The 13,393-nt window shown below is 66.9% G+C and carries 11 protein-coding genes; 5 read left to right on the top strand and 6 right to left on the bottom strand.

Annotation, left to right across the window (positions count from 1 at the left end; translation table 11 throughout):
- Positions 1 to 172 precede the first annotated feature (172 nt).
- Genes GYB81_RS15325 through GYB81_RS15305 form a run of 5 tightly spaced genes read right to left on the bottom strand, consistent with a single transcriptional unit; the run spans position 173 to position 6,165 of the window.
- A complete protein-coding gene (locus GYB81_RS15325) occupies positions 173 to 949 on the bottom strand; it encodes an ABC transporter ATP-binding protein (RefSeq protein WP_161865166.1) in 777 nt (258 codons plus the stop codon).
- Positions 946 to 2,019, bottom strand: coding sequence for a FecCD family ABC transporter permease (locus tag GYB81_RS15320; RefSeq protein WP_161865167.1), 1,074 nt, complete (start codon positions 2,017 to 2,019; stop codon positions 946 to 948). Before GYB81_RS15320 ends, GYB81_RS15325 begins: the two co-directional genes overlap by 4 nt.
- Complete coding sequence (locus GYB81_RS15315) at positions 2,016 to 3,119, bottom strand: ABC transporter substrate-binding protein (RefSeq protein WP_161865168.1); 1,104 nt, start codon at positions 3,117 to 3,119, stop codon at positions 2,016 to 2,018. The genes GYB81_RS15320 and GYB81_RS15315 overlap by 4 nt, the downstream gene beginning before the upstream one ends.
- 20 nt (positions 3,120 to 3,139) lie before the next feature.
- Positions 3,140 to 3,820: a Fe2+-dependent dioxygenase gene (locus tag GYB81_RS15310; protein WP_161865169.1), complete on the bottom strand. Its 681-nt coding sequence runs from the start codon at positions 3,818 to 3,820 to the stop codon at positions 3,140 to 3,142.
- Entirely contained in the window at positions 3,820 to 6,165 is a 2,346-nt protein-coding gene (locus tag GYB81_RS15305; protein ID WP_161865170.1) for a TonB-dependent receptor, read from the bottom strand. The genes GYB81_RS15310 and GYB81_RS15305 overlap by 1 nt, the downstream gene beginning before the upstream one ends.
- A gap of 178 nt (positions 6,166 to 6,343) precedes the next feature.
- On the opposite strand from GYB81_RS15305, the gene GYB81_RS15300 reads away from it, so the two are divergent.
- The 5 genes from GYB81_RS15300 to GYB81_RS15280 all read left to right on the top strand — a co-directional run bounded on the left by GYB81_RS15300 (position 6,344) and on the right by GYB81_RS15280 (position 12,246).
- Positions 6,344 to 7,066 carry a response regulator gene (locus GYB81_RS15300; protein ID WP_161897884.1) on the top strand — a complete coding sequence of 241 codons (723 nt, stop codon included), beginning with the start codon at positions 6,344 to 6,346 and terminating at the stop codon, positions 7,064 to 7,066.
- A complete protein-coding gene (locus GYB81_RS15295) occupies positions 7,063 to 8,439 on the top strand; it encodes an ATP-binding protein (RefSeq protein ID WP_161865172.1) in 1,377 nt (458 codons plus the stop codon). Before GYB81_RS15300 ends, GYB81_RS15295 begins: the two co-directional genes overlap by 4 nt.
- 212 nt (positions 8,440 to 8,651) lie before the next feature.
- Positions 8,652 to 10,064 carry a di-heme oxidoreductase family protein gene (locus tag GYB81_RS15290; RefSeq protein WP_161865173.1) on the top strand — a complete coding sequence of 471 codons (1,413 nt, stop codon included), beginning with the start codon at positions 8,652 to 8,654 and terminating at the stop codon, positions 10,062 to 10,064.
- Between the two features lie 10 nt (positions 10,065 to 10,074).
- A complete protein-coding gene (locus GYB81_RS15285; protein WP_161865174.1) occupies positions 10,075 to 11,139 on the top strand; it encodes an imelysin family protein in 1,065 nt (354 codons plus the stop codon).
- A gap of 3 nt (positions 11,140 to 11,142) precedes the next feature.
- Positions 11,143 to 12,246 carry a DUF1513 domain-containing protein gene (locus GYB81_RS15280; protein ID WP_161865175.1) on the top strand — a complete coding sequence of 368 codons (1,104 nt, stop codon included), beginning with the start codon at positions 11,143 to 11,145 and terminating at the stop codon, positions 12,244 to 12,246.
- A gap of 7 nt (positions 12,247 to 12,253) precedes the next feature.
- Here GYB81_RS15280 and GYB81_RS15275 read toward each other — a convergent pair whose 3' ends face one another.
- Entirely contained in the window at positions 12,254 to 13,279 is a 1,026-nt protein-coding gene (locus tag GYB81_RS15275) for a LacI family DNA-binding transcriptional regulator (protein ID WP_161865176.1), read from the bottom strand.
- Positions 13,280 to 13,393: the final 114 nt, after the last annotated feature.

The following is a 13,393-nucleotide window of genomic DNA, read 5'->3' as shown; positions in this document are numbered from 1 at the left end:
GGCCGCCAGGCCCCGGCGCCGTGTCGGTGGCGGCATCTGCTGAACCTGACGGTTGCAGGCTGAATTCGTCAGATGGAGGCGCACCGGAGCCTGTAAAGGCTTCGGTTGTTTCGCATAAGTGGAACGCTCGGCTCGCCCCGGCTAAAGCCCGGTTAACCTCTGCCGTGACCTGTCAACCCCGACGATCGGACATCAGAGCCCGATCCACCAGCACCTGCAGCCGTCCGCGCGAGCAACGTTCGACACGCGCCTCGACGCCGTAGACCTCGGCGAGCAGTTGCGGGGTGAGCACCTCATCGGGCGTACCGCTGGCGTGAATACGGCCGGCGCGCATCACCACCAGTTGATCGGCGCAGCTGGCCGCCAGGTTGATGTCGTGCAGCACCGCCACCGCCAGCAATTGGTGCTCGCGCACCAGGTCGCGCACGCAATCCATCACGCGCAGCTGGTAGTGCAGATCGAGCGCGCTGGTCGGCTCGTCGAGCAACAGCACCTGCGGCCGCCGCGCAATCAGCTGCGCCAGCGAGACCAGTTGCCGCTGCCCACCGGAAAGACCATCGAGCGAATGCTCGGCCAGTTCCTCGATGCCGATACGCGCCAGGGCATCGAAGGCACGCGCCAGCACCTCGCCGTCACCGCCGACGCGCAGCGCCGCCAGCACGCTTTCCAGCACGCCGAGGGCAATGCCCGGCGGCAGTTGCTGCGGCATGTAGGCCAGGGTGCGGGCACGTTCGCCGCCGCCGATGCGGGTCAGATTCTGGCCGCCGAGGGTCAGGCTACCTTGCATGTCCTCCAGACCGGCCAGTGCCCGCAGCAGGGTGGATTTGCCGGCCCCGTTGGGGCCGACCAGCGCCACCAGGCTGCCCGGTTGCAGCTCGGGTAGCGACAGGCCGTGGAGAATCTGCCGGCGCCCGTAGGCCACCGAGATGTTTTCCGCCCTGAGGGTCATAGGCGCCTCCCGCGGCGGAACACCAGCACGACGAACACCGGCACGCCGACCAGCGCGGTGACGATGCCCACCGGTACGATCACCCCCGGCAGGATCAGCTTGCTGGCGATGGACGACAGCGACAGCAGCAAGGCGCCGACCAGTGCGCTGGCCGGCAGCAGGAAGCGCTGATCCTCGCCCACCAGCAGGCGCGCCATGTGCGGGCCGACCAGACCAACGAAGCCGATGGTGCCGACGAAGGCCACGGCCGTGGCCGCCAGCAGACTGATGCGCAGCAGCGAGCCATAACGCAGGCGGCGCACGTCGACGCCGAAGCTGCGCGCACGATCCTCGCCCATGCGCAGCAGGGTCATGCCCGGCGCCGCGCGCAAGGAGAACGGCAGCAGCACGACGAGCACCACGGCGAGGATGCCGAGCTTTTCCCAATTGGCCCGTGCCAGGCTGCCCAGCGTCCAGAACACCAGTTGCTGCAGCACGTCCTCGGTGGCCAGCAGTTGCAGCAGCGACACCAGCGCATTACAGCTGAACACCAGAGCGATACCGAACAGCACCAGGCTCTCCACACCCGCACCACGCAGGCGCGACATGGCCTGCAACAGCAGCACCGACAGGCAGGCGAAGACGAACGCTGCCACCGTCACCTGGCCACTCGGCGCCAGCCAGTCGATGGCCAGCGGATAGGCGATGGCCAGCGAGGCGCCAAGCGCCGCAGCCGAGGACACGCCAAGGGTGAAGGGACTGGCCAGCGGGTTGTCGAGGATCGCCTGCATTTCCGCTCCGGCCAGTGACAGCGCCGCACCGACCAGCACTGCCATCAGCGCATAAGGCAGGCGCACGTTCCAGATGATCACCCGTTCGGTGGCGCTCAGGGCGCCGGGATCGAGAATGCCGGCCAGCAACTGCCCCAGGCCCATGCCCGAGGCGCCGCTGGCCAGGTCGGCCAGCACGCTGAGCAGCAGCAGGCCGGCGAGCAACACCACCAGCAGGGTACGGCGCCACAGCAGACGCCGGTAGCTCAGCGCGGCCGCCTCCAGGGCGGGCGCACCGGCACTTTGCAGATAGGCATTCACGGCGTTGCATCGATCCAGTAGTGGCCATCCAGGCCAACGGCAAGGAAGCGGTTGATTTCAGCCTGGGTCGCCGTTGGGTCCAGGTCGGCGAAACGCTCGGGATGGATCCAGCGTGCCATGCTTTCGATGGCCAGGATGTTGAACGGCGAGTTGTAGAAGTCGTGCCACAGGCCATGGGCCTGGCCATCGCGTATCGGCCGCAGCGGCGCGAATTCGGGGCGTGCGGTGATCTTCGCCAGGCTGTCGCGCGCAGTCTTCTCGTCCACGCCGGCACCGAGCAGCACGCCCGGGTTACGGTTGCCGGTGGCGATGTAGACGTCCGGGTCGGCGGTCAACACGTATTCCACGCTGACGTCACCGATCGCACCCGGCACCACGCCGGCGGCGATATTGCGCCCACCGACTGCTTCGACCACGCCGCCCAGGCCGCTCTTGCCGGTGGTGTGACCCGGCGCCTGCCAGACACCGGCCAGCAGTTCGAGAAACACCTTGGGCCGCTGCGCATCCGGCAGGTCGGCCACCGCCTCGGTGACGCGCGCCAGGTGGCGCTCATAGAAGCTCAGGTATTCCTGCGCCTCGCGCTCGCGGCCGAGCAGTTTGCCCAGCGCTTCGAGGCTGACGCGGGTGTTCTTGATCGGGTGCACGCGAAAATCGATGAACAGCACCGGTATGCCCGCTGCGTCCAGCAGATCGGCGACCGGGCTGTGCTGGGTCGGGCCTTCACCGGCAATGCTGAACACTGCCAGATCCGGCTTGAGGGCGAGGATCTGTTCGGCGCTGACGCTCTGCTCCGAGGCCTGGCCGATCAGCGGAATCTGGGCGATGGCCGGGTACTGCTCGGCATACACCTCGTAGGTGTGCGGGTCGAGCAGGCGCATGTCGTTCTGCCAGCCGACCACGCGCTGGAACGGCGCCTCTCGGTCGAGCAGCGCCAGGGCGAAGAACAAGCGCCCTTCGCCCAGCACCACGCGCTTCGGCTCGGCCGGTACTTCGACCTTGCGCCCGAGCACATCGGTAACCTCCACGGCATGGGCGGAGCCGGCCAGGGCCAGCAACAACAGGGGCAGCGCGAGCACGCGCCGCAGCGGGGAGATATTCACGGCAATGACCTCGAATGGATTCAGGTGTCGCTCCAGCGACGGAGCAGGTTGTGATAGACGCCGGTGAGTTCCAGCAGTGATTGGTCGTCGGCGCCCTGGGCAGTCAGGCGCTGGATAGCCACGTCCATGTCCAGCAGCATTTGCCGCTGGCTGTCCTCACGCACCAGGCTCTCGATCCAGAAGAACGAGGCCAGGCGCTCGCCACGGGTGACCGCCTCGACGCGATGCAGGCTGCTGCCGGGATAGAGCACCAGGTGCCCGGCCGGCAGCTTGACGCGCTGCTCGCCGAAGGTGTCGCGGATCACCAGTTCGCCGCCGTCGTAGCTGGCCGGATCGGCCAGAAACAGAGTCGCCGACAGGTCGGTGCGCACGCGCTCACGCACGCCCTTGATGCCGCGGATGGCGTTGTCGAAATGGAAGCCAAACGCCTCGCCAGCGCCATAGCGATTGAACAGCGGCGGGTAGATGCGCTTGGGCAGAGCGGCAGACATGAACAGCGCGTTGTCCGACAGGCGCCGCAGGATCAGCTCGCCCAGCTGGCGGGCCAGCGGATTGTCCTCGTCCAACTGGCGATTGGCCTTGACCTGCGCAGACTGCACGCCGGCGGTGACCTTGCCGTCGACCCAGGGTTGCGCCAGCAGTTGCCTGCGCACCTCGTCCAGCTCCGTGGCGCTGAGCAGCGCTTCGATCTCGACCAGCATCAGAAGCTGTAATCCACGCTGGCGGTGACGGTACGCCCCGCGCCCGGCACGCCGTACAGCTGGAAGCCATCGAGCGAGGCGCCGATGCGGCTGTAGTAGAACTTGTTGAACAGATTGTCGACGTTAAGGTTGAGCGTGGTGTTGGAGTCGAGCTGGTAGCGCGCCGCGACGCTGTGCAGCCAGTAGCCCTGTGCCTTTTCGCGATCACGGGTGTAGATGGCGGCCACCCCGGACGGGCCATCGGCATAGCTGCTGTTGTTGTTCAGACCGCCCACATATTTGTTGTCGCTGTAGCGACGACGGCCGACATAGTTGGCGCCGTAGCTCAGACTCAGGTCGTCGGTGAGGTCGTAGGTGGTCCACAGGTTGGCGGTCAGGTCGGGCACGTTCTTGGCCTCCTCGCCCTTGTTGGCACCCTTGGTCTGGCGGCTCTTCATCGCCGCGAAGCCAGCGTAGGCGCTCCACTTCGAGCTCAGCTCGCCCTGCAGGCCCAGCTCGATGCCATCGACGCGTTTGGCCGGCAGCGCACGCACTGGCGAGGCCTCGCCTTCGCTGTATTCCCAGCTGTTGTCCAGTTCGGTGCGGAAGATCGCGGCGGTCAGGCCCAGGCGCTCGTCGAGCAGTTCCCACTTGGTGCCCAGCTCGTAGGTGCTGGCCTTGGCCGGCTCGTAGTTTGCCGTGCTGGCTGCGCCGTAGACCTGGTTGTTGGTGGTGGCGCCAATGGCCGAAGGCTGCGCCGACTGGCTGTAGGACAGGTAGATGCTGCCATTGTGCGCCGGCTTGAACACCAGCCCGGCGCGACCGCCGAAGGTGTCGTCGCGGCGGCTGCTTTCGTTGCCGCCGTTCTCGGTGCTGACCTTCCAGCGGTCGTAGCGCAGCGACAGCAGCAGCTGCCATTGGGGGCTGAAGGTCAGGGTGTCGGAGACGTACAGGCCGGCGTTCTTCACCTCGGTGGCCGGGTCGCCGTAGCCCTTGCGCTCGTAGGTGGAGGCGAAGTGATGGGCCGGATCGGTCATGTCGAAGAACATCTCGCCGTCAGGCACCTTCATGCTCTTGTGCAGGCCGGCGTAGGTTTCCTTGTACAGCTCGATGCCGGTGACCGCCTGGTGGCCGATGCCGCCAGTGGCGAAGTCGAAGCTCAGGTCGGTCTGGTTATCGATGATCGAGTAGCGCTTGGACAGGCCGAAATCGCTGCCGCGCAGGTAGCCGTAGCGGGTATCGCTGCTGTTGGCGTAGTCGGTGTAGGCATTGACGCCATTGACCGAGCTGACCGGGCCGACGCCTACATAGCCGAGGCTGGCGCAACGCGTGCCGGTGCAAGTGCGACTGCCGTCGGCGTTGGCGGCGACGAAGCGCGCCGGCGACAGTACCGCCCAGTTGTCGGTCTGCTGCCAGCGCAGCTGATTGCGCAGCGTGGTGCTGTCGTCGAAATCGTGCTCGAACAGGCCGGTCAGCGAACGTGTCTCGGTCTGCTGGGTGTACAGGCTGGAGTCGCCGTACCAGGCATTGCGTGACACGCCGGGCATGCGCTTGCCGTCGGTACCGCGCTGGATGGGTACACCGCCGTCCGGGGTGTTCTTGTCCTTCTGGTAGAAAGCATCGAGCCACAGGCGAGTTTCAGTGCCCAGGCCAAAGCCGAAGGACGTGGCCAGGCCCCAGCGATCGTAGTCCACCTCGTCGCGCTCGGCCACCGCGTTGCCGTGCTTCATCAGGTTGATGCGCACCGCGCTGGTGTCGTTGATCTCGCGATTGATGTCGGCAGTCAGACGTTTGTAGTTGTCGCTGCCGATGCCGGCCGACAGCTTGCCGTCATCGCCCAGGTGGGCGCGCTTGCTGACCAGGTTGACGCTGCCGCCGATGGCCGAGACGCCGGACTCCACCGAGCCGGTGCCCTTGTAGACCTCGGCCTGCTCCAGGTTGAAGGTGTCGGTGCGGCTGGACATGCCGGAATCACGCACGCCATCGACCGTCAGGCTCTGCTCCGAGGAGAAACCGCGGATGGAGAACAGGTCGCCCCAGCCCAGGTTGCCCTCGCCAGACATGAAAGTGATGCCCGGCACGTTGCGCAGCACGTCCTGCAGGGTCTGCGCGTTCTGCTCGTCGAGCACCTCGCGCGGCACCAGGTTGACGCTTTGTGGGGCATCGAGCAGCGGTACGGCGATTTTCGCCGACGAGGCCTTGTCTGCCTTGAAGGGCACATCCTTGCCAGTCACCTGAGTGGCCGGCAGATCGATCGCGTTGCCATCGGCCAGTGCCGGCAGCGTGCAGGCACCGAGCATCAGCCCGAATGCCGGTGCCAGGGTTTTCGACAGGCTCGTGGGGACTGCGGGAAGCACTTGGGACATCGAAATTCCTTAAATACAATCAGTCGCATTTGTATTCGAAGAATTCTATCGATTGAGCCCCTCGCCCCTGGCTGTCGAGATGTATCGGAGCCCGCGTGAAAGTGCGCGCCAAAACATTCCATTACATTTGCCCGGCTGCACCGGTGTAAGGTGCTCGTCCCGCTCACAGGTGATACCCATGTCCCGACCGGATCACATCCTCATCGTCGACGACGACCCCGAGATTCGTCAGTTGCTTTCCACCTACCTCAGCGATGCCGGCTACCAGACCTGCGTGGCCAGCCAGGGTGTGGAGATGCGCAAGCGCCTGGAGGAGCAGCTGATCGACCTGGTGGTGCTCGACCTGATGTTGCCGGGCGAGGACGGCCTGACCCTGTGCCGGGAGCTGCGCGTGCGCAGCAACATTCCGGTGATCATGCTCACCGCGCGCGGCACCCTGGTCGATCGCATCGTCGGCCTGGAGATGGGCGCCGACGACTACCTGCCCAAGCCTTTCGACCCACGCGAACTGCTGGCACGGATCAAGGTGGTGCTGCGCCGCACGCCGAGCTTCCCGGACCGTGCCCGCCTCGACGAAGCCACCACCCTGCGCTTCGCCGGCTGGCGCCTGGACACCGCCACGCGGCAGTTGCGCTCGCCCGCCGGCCTGGTAATCAGCCTGGGTAACTCCGACTACCGCGTGCTGCGCCTGCTGCTGCAACACCCCAACCGTCCACTGAGCCGCGACTTCCTGCTCGGGCATGTCTTCGACAAGGAACGCGCGCCCTTCGACCGCAGCATCGACGTGTGCATCAGCCGCCTGCGCCAGCATCTGGAAGATGATCCGCGAGCCCCCAGGCTGATTCGCACCGTGCGCAACGAGGGCTATGCCCTGACCGTCGAACAGGTGGAGCAAGGGTGAAGCGCTTCTGGCCCGATTCGCTGTCCGGTCGCCTGGTGCTGATTCTGGTGACCGGCCTGCTCGCTGCGCAGGTGCTGACCAGCAGCATCTGGTACGAAGTACGCCATGGCCAGGTGCTGGAGATTCCCACGCGCCTGCTGGCGACGCGTCTGGCCGATCTGATCCTGCTCGACCGGCACGATCCGCAGCAGGCCATGGCGCTGATTCGGGCTCTGCAGGCCGATGACTTTCGCCTGCTCGAACGCCCGCCCGGTACGCCGGCACTGGACAAGGCCGACCGCAATCGCGAAACCCTGCTGCGCGAAGTGGTCGAACAACGTACCGGCGCCGCTCCCCAACTGCGCCTGCTGAGCCTCGAGGTGCTCGATCAGCACGGCCACCCGGCCAGCCTGCCGGTACTGTTCGGCACGGGCCCGGCCAGCGGCCGCTTTGTGGTGGAGCTGCAACTGCCCAGCGGCCCGCAGCTTTACCTGCAAGTCACCGAAGAACAGGGCTGGACGAACACCCCGCCGCTGTCGCTGCTGCTCGACTACCTGACGCGCATCTATCTGCTGCGCATCATCGTGGTGGTGCTGATTGCCCTGCTCGCCGTACGCCTGGTGATGCGCCCGCTGCAACGCATGACCGGCGCAGCCGAAGCCCTCGGCCGGGACATCCATCGCCCTGCGCTGCCGGTCGAGGGCCCGCGCGAGGTGCGCCAGGCCGCGCAGGCTTTCAATGCCATGCAGCGCCGCCTGATCGACAGCATCGCCGAGCGCACGCGCTTCTTCGCTGCCGTCTCCCACGACTTGCGCACGCCGATCACCCGCCTGCGCCTGCGCGCCGAGCTGCTCGCCGACGAAGCTACCCGCCAGCGCTTTCGCGACGACCTGCAGCGCATGGAAGAGATGGTCTCGGCCAGCCTGGACTTTCTGCGCAGCGGCGAGCTGGAAGACGCCCGCGAGCAGGTGGATATCGATGCCCTGCTGCAGGGCCTGCAGGCAGACTTTCATGATCTGGGTGCCGAGGTGGCGATCCATGGCAGCGCCCGCCCGCTGGTAGCCCACGCCAGCGGCCTGCACCGCTGCCTGCAGAACCTGCTGGAAAATGCCGTGCGGCATGCCGGCGGACTCATCGAAATCCAGCTCGAGGACAGTGCCGAGCGCCTGCGCATCGGCATTGCCGACCGTGGGCCGGGCATCGACGAGGCGCTGCTGGAACGCGTCATGGAACCCTTCTACCGCGAGGACGAAGCGCGCGGCCAGGGTACTGCCGGCTACGGCCTCGGCCTGAGCATCGCCCGGCAGATCGCCAGCGCCCATGGCGGCAGCCTTATCCTGCAACCCCGCGAAGGCGGCGGGCTGCTGGCGCTGCTCGACCTGCCGCGCCAGTGACGGGCCTGCCGATACCTCGTACATTCCGTTCGCGCCCAACTACAGGCAATCAGGCCCAGCGCCTGACATGCCTGGCAACTGCGTCACGCGGGCAGATGCGCAGTGACCCGCGACCTCTGGCCACGCCCGGATAACGCTAATTGATCTTATTTAAATTCCGTTAGCCTGATAATCTTGCCGCCCCGTTTCCTGCCTGCCCGGATAGTCCGTCGATGTCGCCGCTCCAGCGCTGCCTGCTCCCCTTTCTGGCACTGACCCTGATCGCCTGCGAGCAGCAACCGAACTTCACGGCGGCAGAACCCGGCGAAGCGCTTTCTGCCGGCGCCGCCACGGTACGCAAGTTCGATCACAACGCCTTCTCCCAGCCCGCCGCCAACCTGGCGCCGAGCCGGCGTCTGGACTTCTCGGTCGGCAACAGCTTCTTCCGCAACCCCTGGGTGCCTGCGCCTGCCTCCACCACCGCGCGCGACGGTCTGGGCCCGCTGTTCAATACCAACGCCTGCCAGAACTGCCACCTCAAGGATGGCCGCGGCCATCCCCCCGAGCCGGGTGCCCTCAGCGCAGCCTCCATGCTGGTGCGCCTGTCCATCCCGGCCTCAGCCGAGCAGGCCGAGTTGCTGCAACGCCAGGGCGTGGTCGCCGAGCCCACCTATGGCACCCAGCTGCAGGACATGGCCAATCCCGGCGTGGCCCCGGAAGGCAAGGTACGGGTGAACTACAGCAGCGTGCCGGTGCATTTTGCTGACGGCACGCGGGTGGAGCTGCGCAAACCGCAGCTGGAAATCACCCAGCTCGGTTATGGCGACATGCACCCGAACACCCTGTTCTCCACCCGTATCGCCCCGCCGATGATCGGCCTCGGCCTGCTCGAAGCCATTGCCGAACAAGACATCCTCGCCGCTGCCGATCCGGATGACGCCGATGGTGACGGCATTTCCGGGCGCCCCAACATCGTCTGGGATCGCCAGCAGCAACGCAGCGTACTCGGCCGTTTCGGCTGGAAGGCCGGCCAGCCCAACCTCAACCAGCAGAATGCCGACGCGTTCGCCAATGACATGGGCCTGACCACCAGCTTGATCCCGCACGACAACTGCACCGCTGCGCAGGCCGACTGCCTGGCTGCGCCCCATGGCGGCGAACCGGAGGTCAGCGACAACATCCTCGCCAGCGTGCTGTTCTACAGCCGCAACCTCGGCGTGCCGGCGCGGCGCAACGTCGACGCCCCGCAAGTACTCAAGGGCAAGAGCCTGTTCCACCAGGCCGGCTGCCAGAAGTGCCACACGCCCAGCTTCACCACCTCGGCCGATGCCGCCGAGCCGGAGCTGGCCAATCAGTTGATTCGCCCCTACACCGACCTGCTCCTGCACGACATGGGCGAAGGCCTGGCCGATGGCCGTGAGGAGTTCCTCGCCAGCGGCCGTGAGTGGCGTACGCCACCGCTGTGGGGCATCGGCCTGACCCAGGCGGTCAACGGCCACACCCAGTTCCTGCACGACGGTCGCGCCCGCAACCTGCTGGAAGCCATACTCTGGCACGGCGGCGAGGCCGAAACGGCCAAGCAGCAGGTGCTGAAATTCGATGCCGATGAGCGAGCCGCGCTGCTCGCTTTCCTCAATTCCCTTTAAGGAGCCCGAGATGTTGCACAAGAGCCTGATCGCCTCCCTGCTCGGCCTGGCCCTGGTCGGCTGCGGCCAGCAGGATCAGACCGCCAAGGTCACCGGCGCCCTCACCGACGGCGTGTTGCTGCCGGCTTATACCAGCTGGCAGGAAGCCGATCGCCAACTGGCCGAACGTGCCGCGGCCTTCTGTGCCGGCAGCGCCGATCTGCCCGCCGCGCGCCAGGCCTTTCTCGGTGCCATGAGCGCCTGGTCGGCGCTGCAACCGCTGATGCTCGGCCCGCTGGCCGAGGGCAACCGCGCCTGGCAGGTACAGTTCTGGCCGGACAAGAAGAACCTGGTGCAGCGTCAGGTCGAGGCGCTGCTCAAGAGCAAGCCACAGCTGACCCAGGCCGACCTGGCCAGCGCCAGTGTCGTGGTGCAAGGCCTGACCGCCTCCGAGTACGTGCTGTTCGACGCCGATATCGACCTGACCCAGGAAGAGCAGAAAGCCCGTTACTGCCCCTTGCTGCAGGCCATCGGTCAGCATCAGCAGGCCCTGGCCGCCGATATCGTGGCGCAATGGCAGGCTGACAAGAGCGGCATGGCCGCGCAGCTCAAGCAGTTCCCCAACGAGCGCTACGCAGACTCCAAGGAAGCGGTGGCGGAACTGCTGCGCGTTCAGGTCAGCGGCATCGACGGTCTGAAGAAGAAGCTCGGCGCGCCGCTCGGCCGCCAGACCAAGGGCATCGCCCAGCCCTACCAGGCCGAATCCTGGCGCAGCAGCGCCAGCCTGGCCAACCTCGGCTCGGCATTGGCCAGCGCCGAACTGCTCTGGCACGGCAACAACAAGGATGGCCTGCAATCGCTGCTGGGCAGCGACCAGGCCGAGCTGGCGCAGCGCATCGACGCCGCCTACCTCGACACCCGTCAGCGCCTGGCCGCCTTCGATCTGCCGCTGACCGAACTGCTGGCCAGCGAAGACGGCCGCAAGCAGCTGAACGAGCTGTACGACAGCCTCAACCGTCTGCATCGCCTGCAGGAAAGCGAGCTGGCCAAGGCGCTCGGCGTACAGATCGGCTTCAACGCCCACGACGGGGACTGACGCATGCACCGCAGAACCTTCCTCGGCCTCGGTGCGGCAGCTGCCAGCCTGGCGGCTGCGGGCGCCTTCGGCGGCTGGACGCTGTTCGGCCCCTCGGGGCAACCGCTGCTGCTGTCGGCCCGTGACGATGCCGACGGCAAGCACTACGCGGTCGGTTATCGCCTGGACGGCCAGAGTGCCTTCGCCACCGCGGTGAACGAACGCTGCCACGATGTGGTGCCGCACCCGGCCCTGCCGCTGGCGCTGTTCGTCGGCCGTCGCCCGAGCACCGAAAGCTACCTGATCGACACCCGCGACGGTCGCCTGCTGCAAACGCTCGCCTCGCCAGCCGGGCGCCACTTCAACGGCCATGCGGTGTTCCACCAGGGCGGCGAGTGGCTGTACGCCACCGAGAACGACACCACCGAACCAGGTCGCGGCGTGCTCGGCGTCTATCGCCTGGAAGGTGAACGACTGCAACGCGACGGCGAACACGGCACGCACGGCGTCGGCCCGCATCAACTGCTGTGGATGCCCGATGGCGAAACCCTGGTGGTAGCCAACGGCGGTATCCGTACCGAAGCGGAAAGCCGCGTCGACATGAACCTCGATGCCATGCAGGCCAGCCTGGTGCTGATGCGCCGCGACGGCAGCCTGGTCAGCCAGGAGTATCTGGCCGACCAGCGCAACAGCATCCGCCACCTGGCCGTGGCCCGCGACGGCACCGTGGTCAGCGGCCAGCAGTACATGGGCGATATGCACGATGCCGTACCGCTGCTGGCGATCAAACGCCCCGGTCAGCCGTACCAGCCCTTCGCCCTCGGCGAGACGCAGCGCGCGGCGATGAACCAGTACACTGCCAGCGTGGCCATCCACGACGAGCTGCGCCTGTTGGCGCTGACCGCACCGCGGGGCAATCGCTTCTTCATCTGGGATCTGGACAGCGCCGAAGTGCGCCTCGACGTGCCGCTGCCTGACTGCGCAGGCGTCGGCGCGGTGGCCGATGGCTTCGTCGTCACTTCCGGCCAGGGCCGTTGCCGCCTGTACGATTGCCGCGGCGCGCGCATCGTCACCAACGCCCTGCAGCTACCGGCCGGCCTGTGGGACAACCACCTGCGCCTGGCCTGAGCCGGGCTCAGGCGCTGCCGCGCTCGATCAGCTCGAAGCCCACATCCATTCGCAGCGGCTGACGCGCAGCCGCTGGCTCGGCAATACGCGCCAGCAGCGCTTCGGCAATGGCGCAGCCGATACGCGGCCCGTCCACCCGCACGGTAGACAGCGGCGGATGGGTATGCGCCGCGCTGGAAAGATCGCCGAAGCCCATCACCGCCAGATCCTCGGGGACGCGCAGGCCACGGCTCAGCGCTTCGGCCATCACCCCTTGCGCCACCGTATCGGAACTGCACACCACCACCTCCCCGGCAGCGCCCTCCTGCAGCAGGCGCGCCAGCCCCTCGCGGCCGACCGCGAGCGTCGCCGGCGCCGGCAGAATCTGCGCTGCCACCGGCGCAACAACCTGCCCCTGCAGCGCCGCGACCAGGCTGCGATAACGGCGCAGGCCACGTGGATCATCGATACCCACCGCCGACACCCGACGGTAGCCCTTGCCGAGCAGATAGCGCGCCACCGCCTGGCCGACGGCCTCGTGCGAGAAGCCGACCAGCATGTCCAGCGGGTGCTCGCACAGGTCCCAGGCTTCGACCAGCGGGATGCCGACCCGCGCCAGGCGCTCGCGACTGGCCTGGGTGTGCTCGGTACCGGTCAGCACGATGCCGTCCGGGCGCCGGCCCAGCACCGCTTCGAGCAGGGCCTCCTCCTGCTCGGGGCGGTAGCCGGTCAGGCCCAGCAGGGTCTGATAGCCCGCGGCAGCCAGGCGGTCGGTCAGCGCCTGCACGGTGTCGGCGAAAATCGAGTTGGCGATGGTCGGCAGGAAGATCGCCACCAACCGACTGCGGCTGGATGCCAGAGAGCCGGCGGCGATGTTGGGTACATAGCCAGTCGCCCGCACGGCTTCCAGCACGCGTTTGCGGGTCGCATCGGTAACCACCTCGGGCCGGCCAAGGGCTCGCGATACGGTAATCGGCGATACCCCCGCCACCCTGGCGACATCGATCAGCGTCGGTGCCGTGCTGCTGCGGATGCCAGCAGGTTTCCTGCCCATGTCACATCTCCAATCACTCGATCTCCTCGTAGCGCGGGGCGCTTCACTCAAGCGAGATAGGTTGTCATACAACTTTAGTCCAATATTCCGACTTGAGTAGCACGGCGATATCTG

Origin of the sequence: Pseudomonas yangonensis, assembly GCF_009932725.1 — a bacterium.
GTDB lineage: Bacteria > Pseudomonadota > Gammaproteobacteria > Pseudomonadales > Pseudomonadaceae > Aquipseudomonas > Aquipseudomonas yangonensis.
Note: the sequence above shows the minus strand (reverse complement) of the source record. Positions and strands in the feature narration are given on the sequence as shown.